The organism is Candidatus Macondimonas diazotrophica (assembly GCF_004684205.1).
Taxonomy (GTDB): Bacteria; Pseudomonadota; Gammaproteobacteria; order UBA5335; family UBA5335; genus Macondimonas; species Macondimonas diazotrophica.
In genome coordinates this window covers 38,705-58,352 of the sequence record NZ_SRIO01000007.1, presented here as the reverse complement: position 1 = coordinate 58,352, position 19,648 = coordinate 38,705, and the positions used below count along the sequence as shown (strand labels likewise).

At 61.9% G+C, this 19,648-nt stretch carries 19 protein-coding genes and 1 tRNA gene; 6 read left to right on the top strand and 14 right to left on the bottom strand.

The genetic code is table 11. The features are described 5' to 3' along the window. Nucleotides 1-59: 59 nt before the first annotated feature. The 7 genes from rplT to prfB all read right to left on the bottom strand — a co-directional run bounded on the left by rplT (nt 60) and on the right by prfB (nt 6,160). Nucleotides 60-419, bottom strand: coding sequence for a 50S ribosomal protein L20 (rplT, locus tag E4680_RS06930; protein ID WP_135281679.1), 360 nt, complete (start codon nt 417-419; stop codon nt 60-62). 18 nt (nt 420-437) lie between these two features. After that, on the bottom strand, nt 438-635 hold the full coding sequence (rpmI, locus tag E4680_RS06925) for a 50S ribosomal protein L35 (RefSeq protein WP_135281678.1): 198 nt from the start codon (nt 633-635) through the stop codon (nt 438-440). Nucleotides 636-677: 42 nt separating this feature from the next. Next, the gene (gene infC, locus E4680_RS06920; RefSeq protein WP_135281677.1) at nt 678-1,196 is read right to left on the bottom strand and encodes a translation initiation factor IF-3; all 519 of its coding nucleotides are present in this window, start codon (nt 1,194-1,196) and stop codon (nt 678-680) included. A 12-nt stretch (nt 1,197-1,208) separates the two neighbouring features. Further along, on the bottom strand, nt 1,209-3,122 hold the full coding sequence (thrS, locus tag E4680_RS06915; protein WP_135281676.1) for a threonine--tRNA ligase: 1,914 nt from the start codon (nt 3,120-3,122) through the stop codon (nt 1,209-1,211). 80 nt (nt 3,123-3,202) lie between these two features. Further along, a tRNA-Val gene (locus E4680_RS06910) sits at nt 3,203-3,279 on the bottom strand. A 112-nt stretch (nt 3,280-3,391) separates the two neighbouring features. Next, nucleotides 3,392-4,894 carry a lysine--tRNA ligase gene (gene lysS, locus E4680_RS06905; RefSeq protein WP_135281750.1) on the bottom strand — a complete coding sequence of 501 codons (1,503 nt, stop codon included), beginning with the start codon at nt 4,892-4,894 and terminating at the stop codon, nt 3,392-3,394. Nucleotides 4,895-5,052: 158 nt separating this feature from the next. Next, a protein-coding gene (prfB, locus tag E4680_RS06900) for a peptide chain release factor 2 (protein WP_135281675.1) occupies nt 5,053-6,160 on the bottom strand; the annotation gives its coding sequence in 2 pieces (ribosomal slippage) (nt 5,053-6,075 and nt 6,077-6,160; 1,107 coding nt in all). Nucleotides 6,161-6,317: 157 nt separating this feature from the next. On the opposite strand from prfB, the gene E4680_RS06895 reads away from it, so the two are divergent. The 3 genes from E4680_RS06895 (at nt 6,318) to E4680_RS06885 (ending at nt 8,887) form a co-directional block, all read left to right on the top strand. Continuing rightward, nucleotides 6,318-6,611: a hypothetical protein gene (locus E4680_RS06895; protein WP_135281674.1), complete on the top strand. Its 294-nt coding sequence runs from the start codon at nt 6,318-6,320 to the stop codon at nt 6,609-6,611. Between the two features lie 109 nt (nt 6,612-6,720). Next, nucleotides 6,721-7,797 carry a magnesium/cobalt transporter CorA gene (corA, locus tag E4680_RS06890; RefSeq protein WP_135281673.1) on the top strand — a complete coding sequence of 359 codons (1,077 nt, stop codon included), beginning with the start codon at nt 6,721-6,723 and terminating at the stop codon, nt 7,795-7,797. An 88-nt stretch (nt 7,798-7,885) separates the two neighbouring features. Beyond that, complete coding sequence (locus E4680_RS06885; RefSeq protein ID WP_135281672.1) at nt 7,886-8,887, top strand: zinc-dependent alcohol dehydrogenase family protein; 1,002 nt, start codon at nt 7,886-7,888, stop codon at nt 8,885-8,887. A gap of 18 nt (nt 8,888-8,905) precedes the next feature. Here the strand turns inward: E4680_RS06885 and E4680_RS06880 are convergent, their stop codons facing one another. From E4680_RS06880 to E4680_RS06850, 7 genes are read right to left on the bottom strand one after another with little or no spacing between them, the layout of a single operon-like run. Continuing rightward, nucleotides 8,906-9,805 carry an alpha/beta fold hydrolase gene (locus E4680_RS06880; RefSeq protein WP_135281671.1) on the bottom strand — a complete coding sequence of 300 codons (900 nt, stop codon included), beginning with the start codon at nt 9,803-9,805 and terminating at the stop codon, nt 8,906-8,908. Between the two features lie 25 nt (nt 9,806-9,830). Continuing rightward, nucleotides 9,831-10,580, bottom strand: a complete 750-nt coding sequence (locus tag E4680_RS06875; protein WP_135281670.1) for an SDR family NAD(P)-dependent oxidoreductase — start codon at nt 10,578-10,580, stop codon at nt 9,831-9,833. A gap of 10 nt (nt 10,581-10,590) precedes the next feature. Further along, nucleotides 10,591-11,385, bottom strand: a complete 795-nt coding sequence (locus tag E4680_RS06870) for an ABC transporter permease (RefSeq protein WP_135281669.1) — start codon at nt 11,383-11,385, stop codon at nt 10,591-10,593. Continuing rightward, nucleotides 11,382-12,353 carry an ABC transporter ATP-binding protein gene (locus E4680_RS06865; protein ID WP_135281668.1) on the bottom strand — a complete coding sequence of 324 codons (972 nt, stop codon included), beginning with the start codon at nt 12,351-12,353 and terminating at the stop codon, nt 11,382-11,384. Before E4680_RS06865 ends, E4680_RS06870 begins: the two co-directional genes overlap by 4 nt. Then, nucleotides 12,350-13,144, bottom strand: a complete 795-nt coding sequence (locus tag E4680_RS06860; RefSeq protein WP_135281667.1) for an XdhC family protein — start codon at nt 13,142-13,144, stop codon at nt 12,350-12,352. The genes E4680_RS06865 and E4680_RS06860 overlap by 4 nt, the downstream gene beginning before the upstream one ends. Continuing rightward, the gene (locus tag E4680_RS06855; RefSeq protein ID WP_135281666.1) at nt 13,137-13,751 is read right to left on the bottom strand and encodes a nucleotidyltransferase family protein; all 615 of its coding nucleotides are present in this window, start codon (nt 13,749-13,751) and stop codon (nt 13,137-13,139) included. The genes E4680_RS06860 and E4680_RS06855 overlap by 8 nt, the downstream gene beginning before the upstream one ends. After that, nucleotides 13,748-14,437, bottom strand: coding sequence for an MlaA family lipoprotein (locus E4680_RS06850; RefSeq protein ID WP_205688792.1), 690 nt, complete (start codon nt 14,435-14,437; stop codon nt 13,748-13,750). Before E4680_RS06850 ends, E4680_RS06855 begins: the two co-directional genes overlap by 4 nt. A 299-nt stretch (nt 14,438-14,736) precedes the next feature. Between E4680_RS06850 and E4680_RS06845 the strand changes: the two genes are divergently transcribed. The 3 genes from E4680_RS06845 (at nt 14,737) to E4680_RS14610 (ending at nt 19,464) form a co-directional block, all read left to right on the top strand. Next, nucleotides 14,737-15,126, top strand: coding sequence for an SCP2 sterol-binding domain-containing protein (locus E4680_RS06845; RefSeq protein WP_167792417.1), 390 nt, complete (start codon nt 14,737-14,739; stop codon nt 15,124-15,126). Nucleotides 15,127-15,263: 137 nt separating this feature from the next. Further along, nucleotides 15,264-19,049, top strand: coding sequence for a methionine synthase (metH, locus tag E4680_RS06840; protein ID WP_135281663.1), 3,786 nt, complete (start codon nt 15,264-15,266; stop codon nt 19,047-19,049). Between the two features lie 112 nt (nt 19,050-19,161). After that, complete coding sequence (locus tag E4680_RS14610; RefSeq protein ID WP_422666669.1) at nt 19,162-19,464, top strand: EF-hand domain-containing protein; 303 nt, start codon at nt 19,162-19,164, stop codon at nt 19,462-19,464. Nucleotides 19,465-19,648 lie beyond the last annotated feature (184 nt).

The window sequence follows — 19,648 nt, the reverse complement described above, 5'->3', positions numbered from 1 at the left end:
AAAGCCATTAGCCGCTTTCCCCTTGCCCGGATCGAGAGGACCTCACGGGTCCGGCATGATCAGGCTGTCAAACCGGCCTTGGCCTGCTCAGCCAGCTTGGCAAAACCAGCCTTGTCATTCACAGCCAGATCGGCCAGGACCTTGCGATCGACCTCAATGCCCGCCGTGTGCAGGCCGTGAATCATCCGGCTATAGGACAAGCCACATTCACGGGCTGCGGCATTGATGCGGACGATCCACAGGCCGCGGAAGTCGCGCTTGCGCACGCGCCGGTCACGATAGGCATATTGTCCGGCCTTGATGACGGCCTGCTTCGCGACGCGGTAAACGCGGCTGCGGGCACCGTAATAACCTTTGGCCTTGTTGAGCACCTTGCGGTGCCGGGCGCTGGCCGTGACGCCCCGTTTCACTCTGGGCATATCAATATCCTCGCGGCATCACAAATAGGGCAACAAGCGGTTCAAGGCGCCGACATCCGATGCCGTTACCTGGACATGGGGCCGCAAATCGCGCTTCCGCTTCCGCGATTTCTTGGTGAGGATATGGTTCTTGTAGGCGTGGCCTCGCTTGAAGCCGCCTCCGCCGGTGCGGGCAAATCGCTTGGCCGCGCCACGGTTAGTCTTGAGCTTGGGCATAATGTACTCCGCGATTGTGCATACGCTGATGCATCGTCTGCGTTACTTCTTCTTCGGGGCCAGCATCATCACCATGAGACGGCCTTCCATTCGCGCATCCTGCTCCACGACAGCGTGTTCTGCGAGATCGGTGCGGAGGCGGTCGAGCAACCCTCGACCCAAGTCCTGGTGCTGCATTTCCCGACCCCGAAAACGCAGGGTCACTTTGGCTTTATCGCCATCTTCGAGGAACCGAATCAGGTTGCGCAGCTTGACCTGGTAGTCCCCTTCGTCCGTTCCCGGACGAAACTTGATTTCCTTGATCTGAGTCAGCTTTTGCTTGCGCTTGGCCGCCTGCTGAGATTTGTTTTTCTCAAATGAGAACTTGCCATAATCCATAATACGGCAGACTGGCGGCTCAGCGTTCGGTGAAACCTCAACCAAGTCGAGCCCACTGTCATGGGCAAGTTGCAGAGCTTCACGACGAATCAGAATTCCGATCTGGTCTCCGGCCGCGTCAATGACGCGAACCCGCGGCGCTGTAATTTCTTCATTGCGCCGAGCTAGTTTTTCCGCAGCGATATTTCAGTCCTCCTAGTGCGACGCCATGGATTCCGGACCTGACGGGAGACGCTGCACGAGTTCGGCAAGCGTCATGACCCCCAAGTCTTCCCCGGTCCGGGTGCGTACGGCAATGGTTCCAGCGTCCAATTCCCGATCGCCCACGACGAGCAGATAGGGAATCTTCTGAATTGTGTGCTCGCGAATTTTAAAGCCAATCTTCTCATTCCTCAAGTCGACTTCTGCCCGAACACCCTGATTTGACAAGGCTTGCGCGACCTCCGCCGCATAGGATTTGGTGCGATCGGTGATATTCATCACGACGGCCTGCACGGGGGCCAGCCAGACCGGCAACGCCCCGGCGTGGTGTTCGATCAAAATACCGATAAAGCGCTCGAGCGAACCCAAAATGGCGCGGTGCAACATCACCGGGACGCGACGGGAATTGTCCTCGGCTACGTACTCGGCGCCAAGTCGCTCCGGCATGGAGAAGTCGAGCTGAATCGTGCCCAACTGCCACACTCGCCCCAGACAATCCTTGAGCGCAAATTCGATTTTGGGTCCGTAGAACGCGCCCTCGCCCGGCTGCACACGATACGCCAGCCCCTTGCTCGACAGGGCACTGGCCAAGGCCGATTCGGCCCGATCCCACTGAGCATCGCTGCCGACTCGCGCCTCGGGACGCGTTGAAAGCGCGATCGTCACGTCCTCGAAACCGAAGGCGCGGTAGACCTGAAAGACCAGATCGATGAACGCGGCCACCTCATCCTGGACCTGGTCTTCGGTACAAAAGATATGGGCATCGTCCTGAACGAAATGACGCACTCGCATCAGACCGTGCAAGGCTCCGGACGGTTCGTTGCGATGGCAGGCACCGAACTCCGCCATACGCAGGGGCAATTCACGATAACTGCGCAGGCCATGGTTGAAGATCTGTACATGACAGGGGCAGTTCATGGGCTTGATGGCATATTCACGCTCCTCGGAAAGCGTCGTGAACATGGCATCCTTGAATTTCTCCCAGTGCCCGGAACGCTCCCACAGGCTGCGATCCACCACCTGCGGCGTATGGACTTCCTGATAGCCGTTGCGACGCAACAGGTCGCGGATGTAGTCCTGGATCAGGGTATAGATCCGCCAGCCCTTGTCATGCCAGAACACCATCCCCGGTGCTTCTTCTTGGAGATGAAACAGATCCAGCGCCTTGCCGATGCGCCGGTGATCCCGCTTTTCGGCTTCCTCGAGGCGCTTGAGATACAGATCCAGCGATTTCCGGTCGGGCCAGGACGTTCCGTAAATGCGCTGCAACTGGCGATTTTGCGCATCGCCCCGCCAATAGGCGCCGGCTAGCTTGGTCAGCTTGAAAGCGCGCAGAAAGCCGATGTTGGGCACATGCGGTCCGCGGCACATGTCGATGTATTCTTCGTGGACGTACAGCGCAACCTGCTCGTCGGCCGGCACGCCGCCGAGAATCTCGACTTTGTACGGCTCGTTGCGCTCCTGGAACACGCGAATCGCTTCATCGCGCGGCACTGGCTTGCGAATCACATCATAGCGATGCGCCGCGAGCGCTTTCATGCGCTCCTCGATGCGATCCAGATCGTCCGGCGTAAAGGGGCGCACATAATCGATATCGTAATAGAACCCGTCCTCGATGACGGGCCCGATGGCCATCTTGGCCTCTGGATACAATTGTTTGACCGCTTGCCCAAGAAGATGGGCACATGAATGTCGCACCACATCGATGCCGGCGGGATCCTTCTCCGTGATGAGTTCGATCCGGGCATCGCGGTCAACGGTCACGCACAAATCGACCTCGCGGCCGTCGATCCGACCCGCCACGGCGGCTTTCGCCAAACCGGGGCCGATATCTGCGGCGATCTGGGCAAGCGTGGGCGCGGCGTCGTAGTGACGCTGGCTGCCATCGGGAAGGGTAACTGTCGGCATGCGTGGCCTTGTCTCAGTGGTGGCCCACACGAAAGGCCACATGGCTGGGGAGGACCTGAAAAAGGCCATGAATATCAATATGGTAGGCGCGATTGGACTCGAACCAACGACCCCCACCATGTCAAGGTGGTGCTCTAACCAGCTGAGCTACGCGCCTGTATCGAAGGCCACGAATTCTATCGGCAATCTGGTCATTGGGCAAGCCCTACATCGATCGAAGATTCAGTGACCCGCCACAGGCAACGGGTCGCCACCGACAATCTTGGCAACTAGCGTGCCCGCATGTGCGGGAACAGGAGTACATCGCGAATCGACGCTGCATCGGTGAACAGCATCACCAAACGATCGATGCCGATCCCCTCGCCGGCCGTAGGCGCCAAGCCATGCTCCAACGCCACAATATAGTCGGCATCGAAGTACATGGCCTCATCATCCCCCGAATCCTTACGGGCGACCTGCGCCTGAAACCGCTCCGCCTGGTCTTCGGCATCATTCAGTTCCGAGAACCCATTGGCGATCTCGCGACCAGTGACAAAAAATTCGAACCGATCGGTGAGTTCAGGATCGTTGTCACTGACTCGCGCCAGCGGAGATACCTCCGCCGGATAGTGGGTAATGAAGGTAGGCTGGATCAGCTGGTGCTCAACCGTCGCCTCGAACAGCTCGGTCAGCAATTTACCCCAGCCGGCGCTGGACTCCACCTTGATTCCCCGCGCCTTACACACCTCGGCCAGATAGTTGCGCTCACGCAATCGGTCCGCATCCAGCGTCGGATTGTGTCGCGCCACCGCCTCGATGACGCTGAGCCGCTCGAACGGCATGCCCAGATCCAGTGCCATGCCCTGATAACGGAGACTCAGGCCACCGACAATGTCCTGTGCAAGTCCCCGCAGCAGTGTCTCGGTCAGCGCCATCAGGTCGCGATAGTCCGCATAGGCCTGATAGAACTCCAACATGGTGAATTCGGGATTGTGTCGCGTAGAAACGCCTTCGTTGCGGAAATTGCGGTTGATCTCATAGACCCGTTCGAAACCGCCCACCACCAGGCGCTTGAGATAGAGCTCCGGCGCGATCCGCAAATACAACGGCATGTCGAGGGCGTGATGATGCGTCTGGAACGGCCTTGCCGTGGCCCCTCCCGGAATGGGCTGCATCATCGGCGTTTCGACCTCCAGAAAGCCCCGCTCATCGAAAAAGCGGCGAATATGCTGGATGATGCGACTGCGCACGCGGAAGCGGGACGCCGAATCCGGGTTGGCGATGAGATCAAGGTACCGCTGCCGGTAGCGGGTTTCCTGATCCTGTAGTCCATGCCATTTTTCCGGCAACGGTCGCAGCGATTTCGTCAGGAGGCGCAGTTCGGTGACCCGCACCGACAGCTCGCCGGTGCGGGTCTTGAAGAGGGTGCCGACCGCGCCCACGATGTCGCCGACATCCCACCCCTTGAACTCGCCGTAGACCGCCTCACCGAGCGCATCGCGCTGAATGAATAACTGGATACGGCCACTCATGTCCTGCAGGCTGCCGAAACTAGCCTTGCCCATCACACGGCGGGCCACGAGTCGCCCGGCAACGCTGACCACCACCGGGTTTGCGTCAAGCGCCTCGTCATCCAGGCCGCCGTAGCGAGCATGCAAGTCATCGGCCAGCGCATTGCGGCGAAAATCGTTGGGAAATGCCGCCCCCGTTTGCCGCAGGCGCGCGAGCTTTTCGCGCCGCAGGGCGATGAGCGCGTTTTCCTCGGCATCAGCAATCGTCGTCTGCGGCTCCATCTCGGGCGACTTGATGCTGTGGCCTTCGAGGGAAACGGTTTTGGCGGGACGTTCTTCGGCCATCACTACAACTTCCTGAAAACGGGCGGGAACGGCCGCATCGGCTGGGTATCCCGTAAAAAAACATCATCCTATACACACGCAGCGCGCCCGACGAATCACAGGCCGCTCTTTAAGCTAGCCTCGATGAACGGATCGAGATCACCGTCCAGGACGGCCTGAGTGTTGGCAATCTCCACGCCAGTACGCAAATCCTTGATGCGTGATTGATCGAGTACGTAGGAACGGATCTGATGGCCCCAGCCGATGTCGGACTTGTTGTCCTCCAGCGCCTGTTTTTCTGCTGTCCGCTTTTGCAGTTCGACCTCGTAGAGCTTGGCCTTGAGCATGGTCATCGCACGATCGCGGTTCTGATGCTGCGAACGCTCGGTCTGACAGGCGGCGACGATGCCGGTCGGCATGTGTGTGATGCGTACCGCCGATTCGGTCTTGTTGACGTGCTGACCACCGGCGCCGCTGGCCCGGTACACGTCGGTCCGCAGGTCGGCCGGATTGATGTCGATCTCGATGTTGTCGTCCACCTCAGGGGAAACGAACACGGCGGAGAACGAGGTGTGGCGGCGATTGCCGGAATCGAACGGTGACTTGCGAACCAGCCGGTGCACGCCGGTTTCGGTGCGCAGCCAGCCGTAGGCATAACTCCCTTCCACACGGAAGGTCGCGCTCTTGATGCCCGCCACTTCGCCTGCCGATACTTCCAGCAGCTCCGCCTTGAATCCACGCTTTTCCGCCCAGCGCAGATACATGCGCAGCAGCATCTCGCCCCAGTCCTGCGCTTCGGTACCGCCCGAACCGGCCTGGATGTCGACGAAACAATTGGCGCCGTCGAGCTCACCGGAAAACATGCGGCGAAATTCCAGCTGTTCGACCTCGCGACGGTAGCGCGCCACATCCTCGGCAATGCCGGCGAGCGCCGCCTCGTCCTGTTCCTCACGCGCCAGCTCCAGCAGCTCAAGCGCATCGTCGATCCCCGCCGTCAGCCGTTCCAGACCATCGACCACCTCGAACAGGTCGGCCCGCTCACGCCCCAGCTTGCGGGCGCGCTCAGCGTCGTTCCAGACCTCCGGAACCTCGAGTTCGCGCTCGACCTCGGTCAGCCGGTCCTTTTTCTCTGCATAGTCAAAGATACCCCCGAAGGTCGTTCAAACGGCTTTTGAGATCTTGCAGGTCCTGGCGGGGCAGGTTGAAATCGGTCAGATCGGCCATGGCTTCCTCGGCGGGCTCTTTTGAAAAAAGAGCGTATTATACCGTTTGGATTGCACATCACGGGCAAATCCACCCGACAGGACGCCGGCGCTCGCGCGAGCGCCGTGGAATCCCAGGCGGGAACCCCCGCTTACCCAGAACGTCGAGGAACCCGTCCATGTCGACAGACACTCCCGCAAAACTGCTGGCGGCCCGGGCATTGGGCTTGATCATCAACCCGGCCTGGGCAGGATCCGACGATACCAACCGCGCCGATCGCCGCCAATCCCAGCAGATGGATCGCATTGAACAAGGCGTGCGCGAAGGCCGGATTACCAAGCGCGAAGCCGATGAACTCATGGCGCAGCAACGCAACATCGCTGACTACGAAGAACGAGCCAAGGACGACGGCCAGCATCGTTACGATGCGGTGACGAATCCACCGTTGCGCAAAGCCATCCAGCCCATCTGAACCGCCAGACCGCCCCACGCCGTCGCGCAGGCCCAGCGGCTGCATCCATCGAGCGGTGTCGGCCTACCGGATCCATGAGGTCGCCAGAAGGGAGGACGCAGGGAACACCATGGCCCGATTGTTCAAAAAGCGGTATCACCGCCCCGGGACTGCGCCGGGAACACTCGCCGCACATGCCGGACGCGAGGGCGCAGCACAGGCCACGGCCATCCTCTACGACGCGCGAAAAACCCGCTCGCTTCCCCTGCGTCATCCGAAAGCGCTTCCAGTGCCCACTCTCGGAGAACAACTTTGGATCCATTTCCAAGGGACCCCGGATCCGCGCCAACTCGACGAACTGGGCAGCCATTTTGGGCTTCACCCTCTGGCCTTGGAGGATGTGGCCAATACCGGCCAGCGTCCCAAGCTCGACCCCTATGAGGAAAACCTCTTCGTCGTACTCGGCATGCCGGAACTCGTCAACGGCGAGTTGCATATCGTCGACATCAACCTGTTTCTGGGCGCTGACTTCGTAATCAGCATCTGCGAAGGTGCGACGGACCCTTTCGCCGAGGTCCGCAAGCGCCTGGAAAACGGCGGTGGACGGCTGCGCCAGCGCGGCGCGGACTTTCTGCTGTACGCATTGATCGACACCATCGTGGACCATGCCTATCCTGTGCTCGAAGCGCTGGGCGAGACGATCGAGGCGTTGGAAATCGAGCTGCTCGAACGGCCGCATCGCGACATGCTCGGCAAACTGCATACCATCAAGCGCGAACTCATCCTGCTTCGACGGCAACTGTGGCCGGCGCGGGATCTCATCGCCCAGCTGATGCGCGCTGACCTGGCGTTCCTGCAATCCGAGACACACAGTTATCTGCGCGATACGCATGACCACGCGGTCCAGATCATCGATCTCATCGAGAGCTACCGGGACATTACGGCATCCCTGATCGACGTGTACCTTTCCAGCATGAGCCATCGCTTGAACGACATCATGCGCGTGTTGACCGTCATCACGACCATCTTCATGCCGCTCACCCTGATTGCAGGCATCTACGGCATGAATTTCGTCGCCAACGAACACAGCTGGTGGGCCATGCCGGAGATTCGCACCCCCTACGGCTATCCCGTCGTGCTGCTGGCGATGGTCGCGATCGCCGTGGGCATGCTGGCCCTGTTCCGGCGTTATGGCTGGCTCAAGTGATCGCAGCCGATCACCGCCGGCCCCAGACAAGCGCCGATGCGCCGGAAACATCCCGGCACTCACCGGATGATTCTGCCGGGAGCGTCCCATGTACGCGATGACCTTGACAGCAATTGGCCAGCGGCTCGAAGCCGTCCAGAGACCCGATCCGACGCCCGGCCCGGGAGAAGTACTGCTGGCCGTGCAAGCCTGCGCAGTGTGTCGTACCGACCTGCACGTCGTCGATGGCGAACTGCCCGATGTCCCGACCCCTATCGTTCCGGGTCACGAAATCGTGGGGCGCGTCCTGTGCTGCGGATCCGGCGTCTCGCTCCCGGTCGGGATGCGCCTGGGTGTGCCGTGGCTGGGATGGACCTGCGGCATCTGCGAATGCTGCCGAACCGGCCAGGAAAACCTTTGTGATGCGGCGCGCTTCACCGGCTATCAGCGCGACGGCGGCTACGCCGACCGGGTTCTGGCCGATGCACGCTACTGTTTCCCGCTGCCTGAAGCCTACACCGACGCCGAAGCCGCTCCTCTGCTCTGCGCGGGACTCATCGGCTATCGCAGTCTGCGGCTGGCCGGGCCCGGACGACGGCTGGGTCTGTATGGCTTCGGTGCCGCCGCGCATATCGTGATCCAGCTGGCACATCATGAAAATCGCGAGGTTTACGCCTTCACCCGGCCGGGCGATGCCGCAGCCCAAGCATTTGCGCGCAGTCTCGGCGCAGCCTGGACCGGAGATTCGGACCGGCCACCGCCCCACCCGCTCGACGCCGCCATTCTGTTCGCGCCGATCGGTGAACTGGTGCCGCGAGCGCTCGCCGCCGTGCGCAAGGGTGGGACCGTCGTCTGCGGCGGCATCCACATGAGCGACATTCCGCGCTTTCCCTACACCCTGCTCTGGGGCGAACGGGTGGTGCGTTCGGTGGCCAATCTGACCCGCGCCGATGCGCGTGAATTCCTTGCCCTGGCGCCCAAGATTCCAATCCGGACCGAGACTCGCTGCTTTCCCCTCGATCAGGCCAATGCCGCGCTCGACGCATTGCGCCGCGGCGACTTGACCGGCGCGGCGGTGTTGGTTCCGCCGGACGCCGATTCGGCACCCTGACACCGGGATTGTGGGCCGTCACCTGGCCCGGGGCGCTTCCCCCGGCAACGGATGCCGTGCCAGAAAGTCGATGATGGCGGCACTGAACGCGTCGTTGTCGTCCCCGGCCACCATGTGACCCGCGCCGGCCACATCGACGAACTCGGCGTGCGGGACCAGCTCCAGGAATTCCGCCACACCCTTGGCGCTCACTACATCGCTGCGCTGCCCCCGTACCAGCAGCGTTGGAGCCCGGATCGCCCGGGCCGCCTCGAACAAGCCCATGTAATCGGCCATGGCCTGGGCGTCACGCGGCTGCAGGATTCGCGGATCCCAATGCCAGTACCAGCGCCCATCGGCGCGTTGCCGCAGGTTTTTACGCAAACCGGCCAGATCGGCCGGGCGCTCCCGACCTTGGCCGCGGTAGGCGGCCACCGCATCGGCGGCCTCTTCCAGAGTCGCGAATCCATTTGGATGCGCCTGCATGAACTGCACGATGCGGCGCACGCCGGAACCCTCCATGCGCGGCACGACATCCACCAGCACCAGCGCATGGGCCAGCTCGGTGTTCATTCGGCCGAGGGCATAGAGCGCGGTCATGCCGCCCATGGAAGCACCGACGATCACCGGTCGACCGGGCAGCGTTCGGGCAATTCCTTCGACATCCCGAGCCATGCGGCTCAGGGCATAGTCGCCGCCGGAGGACCAGTCCGAGTCCCCGTGCCCGCGCAGATCAAGGGCGAGCGCCTCCCAACCGGCATCGGCTAACCGCGCCGCACTCGCCCCCCACGCATGGCGGGTCTGACCGCCACCATGCAACAGGATCACACTTCCACGCTGCGGCGCGCCCCAGCGTCCGATGGACAGCCGCAGCCCATCGTCGGTCTCGAAAACATCGACCCGTTCCGCCGAGTCGGTATCCAGGATCTCCACCGTCATTCATCCTCCCTGATGAACGGGCCTGTCACTGTATAAATGCGCGCCAGCGATCCTCGCATTCGCCGATGTCCCATTCGGCGGCGTCGAACGCCGTGTCCTCCAAGGCCAGCAGCAGCCAGGCCAGGAAACGTGCCACGTCCTCGGGACGGCGCAACTGGCCGTCACGATGGAGTCGCTCGAAGCGATCGACACGGGGAAAGCGCGCTGCCGGCGTCGACCGGATCAGCGATTGCATCGCCGTGTCCACGACACCGGGCCGAGCGCTGCCCACCCGGATCGCTCGGTCTGCCAGCTCCTCGCGCCAAGTTTGATAGAGCATGTGCAAGGCTGCCTTACTCATGCAATACGGTCCCCAGCCGGCATAGGCATGGTGCGCCGCGCCCGAGGAAACATGCAGGATACGCCCGCCGCTGAGTCGCGGCAAAAGCCGCTGGCTGAGAAAGAGCGGCGCTTCCAGGTTCACAGCGAAATGCGCCCGCAACGCGTTCACGCTGAGATCGGTCAAAGGGCCGATCGGCTCAAGTGTGCCCGCATTGTGGACCAGAAACCGCAGCGGTTGGTCCGGTCCGAGCGCGGCTGCAACCGCGTCGCGTCCTTCCGGGGTCGCGACATCGGCGACAACCGCCTGGATCACGCCGGGAAACGCCTCCACCAGGCTCTGCAATGCCGAGGCTCGCCGCGCCACGGCCAACACCGCAAAACCGCGCTGCGCCAATGCCGCGCATAAGGCACGACCGATCCCGGAAGAACCGCCCGTCACAATCACCGTTTCCATCCGTTCACCCTCAGCTGCGCAGACCGAAGCCCCGATTCAACAGCCATAGCGCCCAACCTACCGCAATCGCGAGCGCAAGCAACATCATGCCGTAGGCGACAGCCAGCGAAATATCGGCATCCCCGAGCATGCCGAAACGAAAGGCATTGACCAGATAGAGGATGGGATTGAACCGGGAAAGGGTCTGCCAGAACGCGGGCAGCAGATCGATGGAATAGAACACGCCGCCGAGGTAGGTCAACGGCGTGAGCACGAAGGTCGGCACGATCGAGATATCGTCGAAGGTTTTGGCGTAGAGCGCATTGATGAAGCCCGCGACTGCGAGCAGCGCCGCGGTGAGCAGCATCACGCTCAGCGTGACCAGCGGATGAGCGATACGCAGGTCGGTGAAAAACAGCGAAACGCCCGTAACCAGACCCGCCACCAGCATGGCGCGGACCATACCCCCGGCCACGAATCCGGCCAGAATCACGTAACCCGGCACCGGCGCCACCAGCAATTCCTCGACGAAGCGCTGAAATTTGGCGCCGAAGAACGAACTCACCACGTTCGCATACGCGCTGGTGATGACCGACATCATGATCAATCCCGGCACGATGTAATCGAGGTAATCATGCCCGCCCATGGTCCCGATACGCCGGCCGATGAGGTTGCCAAAAATAACGAAATAGAGCGTCATGGTAATCGCCGGCGGCACCAGGGTCTGCGGCCAGATACGCAGAAAACGTCGGGCCTCCTTGCGGAAGATGGTCTCGAAGGCAATCGCATGCCGGGCCAGTCGCCGGGGGGCCGCCGCACCGTTCATGCCCGCGCCCCCATCCGCGCACCGGTCCCGGCGTTTGCGCCGGTCAATTGAACGAAGAGTTCTTCCAGCCGATTGGCCTTGTTGCGCATGAATCGCACGCAAATCCCCCGGGAATCCAGCCAGGCGAACAAACTGTTGAGATCCTGCTCGGCGCGCACATCCACTTCCAGGGTATGGCTGTCCTTCAGCCGCAGCGGGAAATCGCCGCTGGCCGGCAGCACATGCACCGGCTCGGCCAGTGTCAATACCAGCGTTTCGGTCCCCAGACGCGCCAGCAGGGCGTGCATCGCCGTGTGGGCGATGATCCGGCCCTGATCGATGATGGCGATGTTGCGACACAGCTGTTCGGCTTCTTCCAGATAGTGCGTCGTCAGGATGATGGTGACCCCTTGGGCGTTCAGTTCCTGCAGGAACGTCCACATCCCGCGGCGCAGCTCGATGTCCACGCCGGCGGTCGGTTCATCGAGAATCAGCAGGCGCGGCTCGTGGACCAGCGCACGCGCAATCATGAGACGCCGCTTCATCCCGCCCGAAAGGCTTCGCACGACCGCATGCCGCTTATCCCATAGGCCGAGTTCCTTGAGATAGTGCGCCGCGTTGCGTTCCGCGACTGGACGTGGCACGCCGTAGTAGCCCGCCTGATTGAGCAGCACGTGGAAGACCGTTTCAAAGCCGTTGCAGTTGAACTCCTGGGGCACCACGCCCAGACACCGCTTGACGGCCTCCAGATCACGGTCGGAATCGTGCCCGAATACACACACCCGCCCACTGGTTTTGTTCACCAGCGCGCTCAAGATCCCGATCAGCGTGGATTTGCCCGCACCATTCGGGCCCAGCAGGGCGAAGAAATCGCCGGCCGCGACCGTCAAACTGACGTCCCGGAGCGCCTGTACGCCATTGGCGTAGGTTTTGGTCAAGTGCTCGATAACCAGCGCCGGTTGGGCGTTGTCCACAATGCGATTGCTCATAGGTCTGACTTGATGATCGATCGCGGCTGGCCCGAATGCCCATTGCGCACAGCGAGCAGTTCGGCAATGACCGCCGTGGCGATTTCGGCCGGCATGCGTGCGCCCAGGTCCAATCCGGCCGGTGCCCGCAGGTGCGCCCATCGAGCGGGGGAAAGGCCGGACTGCATCAGATCGTCCCGCATCAGCCCAGCCCGATGACGGCTGGCAATCAACCCCACATAGGCGAAAGAGCGTGCCAGAACTTCACGCAGGATGAGATGATCGCCCTTGTGCTGGGTCGCGATGATCAGGTAGTCCTGCGCATCGGCCTCCTTCAAGCGAGCATAGGCCGGATCATCGTTCACGACGTTGAACGCAGCCGGAAATCGCGATGGCTCGGCGCGCACGTCCAGCACGCTCACGGTGAATCCGACCTGGGCCGCCTGGGTGCACAGCGATTCGGCCAACGGACCGTCGCCGATGATCCAAAGCATCGGCGACGGTCGAATCGGGTCGACGAAAACGGTCATCTCACCCCCACAAGGCATGCCCACACCCAACACTTCACTGCGCAGGTCCAAAGCCAACAATCGGCCCTGCCCGTCCTTCAGTGTCTCAACAGCCGCCTCGGCCACACGTCCCTGGGCGCATCCGCCGCCCACCCAGCCGGCCAGCAATCGGCCGTGGTTGTCGAACACGGCCTTGGCGCCCACGTGCGCCGACACCGACCCCTCGATGGAAACCACCGTGGCCACGGCGCAGGCTTGGCGCGTGCCGGTCTGCGTCACCAGCGCGGTCAACCAGTCAGGCATTGGGCTGCCGCCTGCACAGTGCGTCGTAGACATCGGGCGTGTCCACGTCGCGAACCACCGCCGGGTCCTTTACATCCCAAAATTGGATGACCTGCGGGTTTTTTGCGAGATAGACCGGGACCGATTCGCGGCCACCATGCGCCATCAGTGCAGCGACATGGGGCCGGCCCAGGCAGCGGGGATGCCCCCATTGTCCCTGGTAGCGCGGGATAAGAATCGCCTCTGGATCCATCTCACCAAAACGCCGCCAGAGATCCTGCAGCAGCCCTGCCGTCAATTCCGGCAGATCGGCAACCGAAACCATCACCGGCGCAGCCTCGGAAAGAGCTGACCAGGCGCAAGCCAAGGACGAACAGCGCCCCCGATCTGGATCGGGGTTGATGAGACTTTCAAAACCCGATCGAGCGAATTCCTGCACCAGCGCGGTATCATCCGGACGCACCACAGCCAGACGGCGACCGAACGGCACTGCGGCAAAGGCCTGGGCGACACGAAGCGCCATCGGTACCTTGCCCACCGGCAGCCAGCGTTTGTCCCGTCCCTGCATACGAACCGATCGTCCAGCAGCGAGCAGAATTCCGACACCATCAACGGGGTCCTGATTCAATCGCTTTCCCAGGGCGGAAGCACGTCACCATTGTCCGGCGCTTCCAGCTTCGGCGTCGGCGGATTACCGTCGTAGACCTTGGCCAGCCGGCGCTGGAAATAGGCATCGCGAACGAAGCTGTAAGGATCATAGACCGTCTTGAGCGTCTGATCGGCATCCAGAAACCCGGCCCGAATATCGACCACATCCAGGGCCAGCAGCCCCCATTCGAGCGCCTCGTCGTCCACCGTCTCGATCAGGTTCAGTTGCCAGTCGGCAATCGCACCGACCCCGTCCCGGATCGTGGTTCCCCCATAGAGCGGAACCACCACGTACCACCCCTGCGGCAGTCCCCAGTAGCCCAGGGTCTGGCCGAAATCCTCATCGCTTTGCGACCAGCCGGCCCAATGGGTCGCCAGATCGAATACCCCGAGGAAGCCGAACGTGCTGTTCAGTACGAAACGGCCGAGATCGATCAATGCCCGATCGGGTTTGCCCTGTAACACGTTGTTCACGAAGTATCGCGGTTCGCGCAGGTTGCTGAAGAAATTGCCGATCCCCTGCCGCATCGGGGTGGGCGTATAGCGATCGTAGGTCACCGCGACCGGTCGCAGCACCCATTCATCGGCCTTTTCGTTGAAGCGATACGTAACCCGGTTGATCCGCTCCAGCGGATCCTGCTCGGACGCATGAAGCGGGCCCACCATTCCAGACATAGCCAAACATGTCGCAAATCCAATCGTGGCCAGATGACGGGACCACCGCATGACAAACCCTCCGAAAAACCCCCGCCAATCGGGCGAAGCCCGGGGTGAATGGCGGTTATCCTAGCAGAATCGTTCTGCGGCGGAGGGGACACCTCACGACCTGAGCCGATGCCCCGTCAACACAGGGCTCCAAGCGTCTTGCAGTTTCAATGGGGCTTCACTAGGCTATTGCGCATCCAGCGAGCGCTGGATCGTAAACTACCAAATGGATCTTGTTGATTCCTTTTAAGGAGATGAAAATGGCCGATCGTCCTACTCCCCCTTCCGATATCAGCCCGAAGGACTTCTTCGAGAAGTTCATCCCCGAGCAGATCGCTGCCCTGCCCGAAGACAAGAAGCAGGAAGCCCGTGACAAGGCCGGCGATTTCTCCACCGTGATCGGCTTCAACATCACCGACGCCGACGCCGCCTATTCCTTCCACATCAAGGGTGGCGACATCGAAATCAAGCCCGGCGTGGACGATGCCGAGATGACCCTGGTCACCGACGAAGCCACCTGGCGCGAGCTGATGATCGATCGCACCGCCAACCCCCAGCAGCTGTTCATGTCTGGCCGCATCCAGATCGAAGGCGACATGTCCATCGCCATGCAGCTGCAGAACGTGATGCCCGAAGGCATGCTGATGTAATAAGCCGCCCTGCTGCGGCTTATTCTGAAAAAGGCCCGGCGGGCGATCCCCGCTGGGCCTTTTCCTTTTGTAGAATAGAAGCCCTGCCATGCACCCGCAGATCGGTGCCCTTCCCGCCGCGACACCAGGACGGATCCATGCCCGAAACCGCATCCCCCCATCGCCGGACACAGCTGCTCGACGCATTTTCCCGTCGCATACTGGTGATCGATGGCGCCACAGGAACCATGATCCAGCGCCACAAGCTGGAAGAGCACCATTACCGAGGGGCCCGTTTCGAAGATTGGCCGCAGGACGTGAAGGGGAACAATGACCTGCTGGTCCTGACCCAACCAGACATCATTCGTGACATCCATCGGGCCTACCTTGAGGCGGGCGCGGATATCATCGAGACCAACACGTTCAACTCGACCACTGTCGCGCTGCATGACTACGGCATGGAAGCATTGGCGTATGAGCTGAACGTTGCTGCTGCCACCCTTGCGCGTGAGGCGGCAGATGCCTGTTCGACGCCTGACCGACCACGCTTCGTCGCTGGCGCCATGGGCCCCACCAACCGCACTGCCAGCATCAGCCCGGATGTCAACGACGCCGGATTTCGCAACGTCAGCTTCAATGAGCTGGTGGCCGCCTATCTGGAGCAGGGGCGGGGATTGATTGCCGGCGGCGCCGATCTGCTGCTCATCGAGACCATATTCGACACCCTCAATGCCAAGGCTGCGATCTTTGCGTGTGAAACGCTGTTCGAGGAACTGGGGGAACGCTGGCCGGTGATCATCTCCGGCACCATTACCGATGCTTCCGGCCGCACCCTGTCCGGCCAAACCACCGAAGCCTTCTGGAACAGCGTTCGGCACGCCCAACCCTTGGCCATCGGCCTCAACTGTGCGCTCGGCGGCCGCGACATGCGCCCCTACATTGCCGAGCTCTCGCGTCTGGCCGATTGCTACGTCTCCTGCTACCCCAACGCCGGCCTGCCCAATGCCTTCGGGGAATACGACGAAAAGCCGGAGGACACCGCCGGCATCCTGGCCGAGTTCGCCGATGCCGGGCTGGTGAATCTGGTCGGCGGCTGCTGCGGCACGACACCCGAGCACATCCAGGCCATCGCCGAAACCGTCGCCAGCAGAGCACCGCGGTCCGTCGCTCGACCAGACCCGGCTTGCCGCTTGTCCGGCCTCGAACCGTTCAACATCACACCCCAGATGCTATTCGTCAACGTCGGCGAACGCACCAACGTCACCGGTTCGGCGCGCTTCCGCGAACTGGTCAAGTCCGGCGACTATGCGACCGCCCTGGCCGTTGCCTTGCAACAGGTCGAAGCCGGCGCCCAGATCATTGACGTGAACATGGACGAGGGCATGCTCGATGGCGTGGCCGCCATGCGTCAGTTTCTCAACCTGATCGCTGCCGAACCGGACATCGCCCGGGTACCGATCATGATCGATTCCTCGAAGTGGGAGGTCATCGAGGCTGGATTGCAGTGTGTTCAGGGAAAGCCCATCGTCAATTCCATTTCCATGAAGGAAGGCGAGGCGAAATTCATTCGCGAAGCCCGGCTGTGCCGCAAATACGGGGCGGCCATCGTGGTGATGGCTTTCGACGAACAAGGACAGGCCGATACGCTGGCACGCCGCCAGGAGATCTGCGCGCGGGCTTACCGCATCCTGGTCGAGCAGGTGGGTTTTCCCGCCGAGGACATCATTTTCGACCCCAACATCTTCGCGATCGCGACCGGCATTGCGGAACACAACAACTACGGCGTGGACTTCATCGAAGCCACGCGGTGGATCAAGACCAACCTCCCCGGGGCACTTGTCTCCGGCGGCGTCTCCAACGTCTCGTTCTCCTTCCGCGGCAACAATGCCGTGCGTGAAGCCATCCATGCCGTATTCCTCTATCACGCCATCCGCGCCGGCATGGATATGGGCATCGTCAACGCCGGCGCCCTGGTGGTTTACGATCAGATCGATCCGGAGCTGCGTGAACGCATCGAGGACGTCGTCCTCAACCGCCGGGACGATGCCACCGAGCGCTTGCTGGAAATCGCCGAACGCTTCCGCAGTACCGGACAGGTCCAGGAAACCGAAGATCAAGCCTGGCGCACCCTGCCCGTGAGCGAGCGCATCACCCATGCGCTGGTCAAGGGAATCGACAGCTTCGTCGAGGCCGACACCGAGGAACTGCGCGCGGAGATCGCGGCACGCGGCGGCCGGCCGATCGAGGTGATCGAAGGCCCGCTGATGGCGGGCATGAATGTCGTCGGCGACCTGTTCGGTGCGGGCAAGATGTTTCTTCCCCAGGTGGTCAAGTCGGCGCGGGTGATGAAAAAGGCGGTGGCCTACCTCATCCCCTACATCGAAGCAGAACGGCAACCCGGTGAGGCCGTGCGGTCCAACGGCAAGATCGTTCTGGCAACCGTGAAGGGCGACGTGCACGATATCGGCAAGAACATCGTCGGGGTGGTCCTGCAATGCAATAACTACGAGGTCATCGATCTTGGCGTGATGGTTCCGGGCCAAAAGATTCTGGAGGCCGCCCGGACCGAGCAGGCCGATATCATCGGACTTTCGGGATTGATCACCCCCTCACTGGACGAAATGGTCACGCTGGCGCGGGAAATGGCGCGCCAGGAATTCGACCTCCCGCTCTTGATCGGCGGCGCCACCACCTCCCGCGCGCACACCGCCGTCAAAATCGACCCGGCCTATCCGGGGCCTGTGGTCTGGGTCAAGGACGCATCGCGCTCGGTGCCGGTGGTCGCCTCATTGCTCTCAGCTGAACAGAAGCCCCAGACGATCCGTGCCATTCACGATGAATACGAACAGATCCGGGCGCGCCACGCCAACAAGGAGCGTCAGGACAAGTTCCTCCGTCTGGCCGACGCACGTGAACGCCGCACGCTCATCGACTGGGAAGGCTATCGCCCCCCGCGACCCCGCATGCTGCTGCAGCAAGCCAAGGATGTGTGTCAGGGCCCGGCCTGTGATCACCACAGCCATGCCGCCACCCAGTTCACCAAGGTCTTCGAGAACTATCCCCTCGAAGAATTGCGTGAATTTATCGACTGGCAGCCGTTTTTCATCAGTTGGGAGCTGAAGGGGCGATACCCCGATCTGCTGCACAACCCCGCCACCGCCGAAGCTGCTCGGCGCCTCTGGGATGATGCGCAGGCCATGCTGGACCGACTGATTGCGGAACGCTGGCTGCGCGCCAGTGGCGTCATCGGACTGTTTCCGGCCCATCAGGTCGATGACGACGATATCGTCATCTACACCGATGAGAACCGTACCGAGATCCGCACCCGACTGCACTACCTGCGCCAGCAGGGGGAACACCGCGAAGGCGTCCCCAACCGCAGCCTGGCCGACTACATCGCGCCGCAGGCGAGCGGCGTCGCCGACTACATCGGGGGATTCGCGGTCACGGCTGGACTGGGATGTGCCGAACGCGTCGCCGAGTTCCGCCGCAATCTGGACGACTACAGCGCGATCCTGCTCGAGTCACTCGCCGACCGGCTGGCCGAAGCCTTTGCCGAACGACTGCATCAACGCGTACGCCAGGAATTCTGGGGGTATCAACCGGACGAACATCTCGACAACACCGCGCTGATCGCCGAAAAGTACGCCGGAATCCGGCCGGCGCCAGGCTATCCCGCCTGTCCCGATCACACCGAGAAAGCCACCCTGTGGGCACTGCTGGACGTGGAACGGCAGTGCGGCATCACGCTCACTGAAAGCCAAGCCATGTGGCCCGGCGCGTCGGTCAGCGGCTGGTACTTTTCCCATCCGCAATCACAGTATTTCGTCGTCGGACGGCTGGATCGCGATCAAGTGGCGGATTACGCGCGCCGCAAGGGCTGGAGCATCGTCGAAGCCGAAAAATGGCTGGCGCCGAATCTGGGATACGAACCGGAAGATTGACAGTCCAACCGGACACCAGGTGTCTCCTTCTGGAGACATCTTCACAAGGCGACAGACCCGGCGCATTGTTCGGCAGCCGGAATGCGGTTCATACCGATGAGAGGGAAAAGCGATGTCACGACTTACGACAATGGTGTTGATCACGCTTTTGGCCAGCCTGTCATTCGCAGCCTTGGCACAGCCAGGCGAGCGCGGGAGTGGCATGATGCAACGGATGCTGCAGATGGCCGATACCGATCAGGACGGCCGCATCAGCAAGGCTGAATTCATGGCGATGCACGACAAGCGCTTTTCCACGATGGACGCCAACAGCGACGGCTTTATCGACCAGGCCGAACGCGAACAGGCGCAGCAACACATGCGTAACATGATGGATGGCTTCCGAAAGTCCATCCCTACTCCGGATACGCCCTGATCCGGACAGATCGCCCATCCGGTGACAAGTGGCTCAAAACACCGGTCGGGCCCGGAGTGACTTGATTTTCCCTGAATCGCCTTGGTGTGACAGCGCCGCGGTTTTCCTCAAGAAGCGCACGAGTGGTGCCGATGTTGAGGACCAGTCGACCCGGCCTCCTGCATCCCCAGCCGGTTGTCAGGCG

Bases quoted from the DNA above. Each gene is read 5' to 3' on its own strand.
- rplT (WP_135281679.1), bottom strand. From the start codon at position 419: ATGCCCAGAGTGAAACGGGGCGTCACGGCCAGCGCCCGGCACCGCAAG.
- rpmI (WP_135281678.1), bottom strand. From the start codon at position 635: ATGCCCAAGCTCAAGACTAACCGTGGCGCGGCCAAGCGATTTGCCCGC.
- thrS (WP_135281676.1), bottom strand. From the start codon at position 3,122: ATGCCGACAGTTACCCTTCCCGATGGCAGCCAGCGTCACTACGACGCC.
- lysS (WP_135281750.1), bottom strand. From the start codon at position 4,894: ATGGAGCCGCAGACGACGATTGCTGATGCCGAGGAAAACGCGCTCATC.
- E4680_RS06895 (WP_135281674.1), top strand. From the start codon at position 6,318: ATGTCGACAGACACTCCCGCAAAACTGCTGGCGGCCCGGGCATTGGGC.
- corA (WP_135281673.1), top strand. From the start codon at position 6,721: ATGGCCCGATTGTTCAAAAAGCGGTATCACCGCCCCGGGACTGCGCCG.
- E4680_RS06885 (WP_135281672.1), top strand. From the start codon at position 7,886: ATGTACGCGATGACCTTGACAGCAATTGGCCAGCGGCTCGAAGCCGTC.
- E4680_RS06880 (WP_135281671.1), bottom strand. From the start codon at position 9,805: ATGACGGTGGAGATCCTGGATACCGACTCGGCGGAACGGGTCGATGTT.
- E4680_RS06875 (WP_135281670.1), bottom strand. From the start codon at position 10,580: ATGGAAACGGTGATTGTGACGGGCGGTTCTTCCGGGATCGGTCGTGCC.
- E4680_RS06870 (WP_135281669.1), bottom strand. From the start codon at position 11,385: ATGAACGGTGCGGCGGCCCCCCGGCGACTGGCCCGGCATGCGATTGCC.
- E4680_RS06865 (WP_135281668.1), bottom strand. From the start codon at position 12,353: ATGAGCAATCGCATTGTGGACAACGCCCAACCGGCGCTGGTTATCGAG.
- E4680_RS06860 (WP_135281667.1), bottom strand. From the start codon at position 13,144: ATGCCTGACTGGTTGACCGCGCTGGTGACGCAGACCGGCACGCGCCAA.
- E4680_RS06850 (WP_205688792.1), bottom strand. From the start codon at position 14,437: ATGGTGGGCCCGCTTCATGCGTCCGAGCAGGATCCGCTGGAGCGGATC.
- E4680_RS06845 (WP_167792417.1), top strand. From the start codon at position 14,737: ATGGCCGATCGTCCTACTCCCCCTTCCGATATCAGCCCGAAGGACTTC.
- metH (WP_135281663.1), top strand. From the start codon at position 15,264: ATGCCCGAAACCGCATCCCCCCATCGCCGGACACAGCTGCTCGACGCA.
- E4680_RS14610 (WP_422666669.1), top strand. From the start codon at position 19,162: ATGTCACGACTTACGACAATGGTGTTGATCACGCTTTTGGCCAGCCTG.